1 pseudogene is annotated in these 989 nt (G+C 79.5%); it reads right to left on the reverse strand.

Annotation, left to right across the window (positions count from 1 at the left end):
* Positions 1-670 (reverse strand): annotated as a pseudogene (locus tag GPJ59_RS36510) (serine protease); the annotation flags it as partial.
* Positions 671-989 lie beyond the last annotated feature (319 nt).

A 989-nucleotide genomic window follows, 5' to 3' on the forward strand; every position in this document is an offset into this window, starting at 1 on the left:
CCACATGGCTCGAGTCGATGAAGGGCGTCGGCAGCGTCAGATGGGTAGAAGAGCCAGGGCCGGTGGAGCGCGGGGCGCCGGCCCCGCAGGCGGCGGTCGCACTGCCCTGGCCCTGGGCCTGGTCTGCGGACAGGATGCGGCTCGCCTCCGTCAGGGCGCGGGCCAAGGCGTCCGCGAGGGAGGTGTCGCGCGGGCGCAGGTCGGCGCCGCGCAGCCAGATGGTCGGGGCCGGGGCGGTGCCGAGGGTGCGGCGCCGCGCGAGGGCGGCCAGCTCCGTCGTGCGCCCGCTGCCGGGGGCACCGACCAGGGCCGCGACCAGCCGGCCGGAGCCGGTGAAAGCGGCCAACTCCGTGACCACCGCCGGGCGTTCGACCGGCTCGGGCTCATCGCCGACCGGCAGGGCCGGGGCCAGTGTGGTGCCGGTGAGCTGGAGCGCCCCGGCGAGGTTGAGGTCGGCGCCGTGGGCCGGGACGGTCGCCGCGTTGCGGGCCAGCAGGGCGGCGAGCGCGCCGCCGGGATCCGCGGCGGCGGTGGCTCGCAGCGGGAGGGCGAGGCACGTGGGGTGGGCGGCCTGCCGGCGGGCCGGTGCCAGTACGGCGATCACCGCGCCGGTCTCGGCGTCCAGCACCGGCCCGCCGCACACCTCCCCGCCCAGCCGCAGCGCGTCCATCCCGTCGGTGCCGAGGGCGAGGGCGAGGGCCGCGGGCGGCCGCGGTCCGGTATCCGCGGCCGGCGACGGCCGTTGCCCGGCGTCCGACGGCGCAGACGGCCACCGGACCGAATCCGACGGCTCGGACGACCACCGCAACCCACCCGGCGCCGCGGACGGCCACCGCCTCCCGCCCGACGCCCCGAACGGCCACCGCTCGGCATCCACCGCCCCGGCCGCCCGCGGCGCCTCGCCCGGCGTTCCAGACGGCCACCGCTCGCCGCCCGCCGCCCCGGACAGCCACCGCCTCGTCCCTTCTCACCATCTGCACCCTCCGACG

Origin of the sequence: Streptomyces bambusae, assembly GCF_019400985.1 — a bacterium.
Classification (GTDB): domain Bacteria; phylum Actinomycetota; class Actinomycetes; order Streptomycetales; family Streptomycetaceae; genus Streptomyces; species Streptomyces bambusae_A.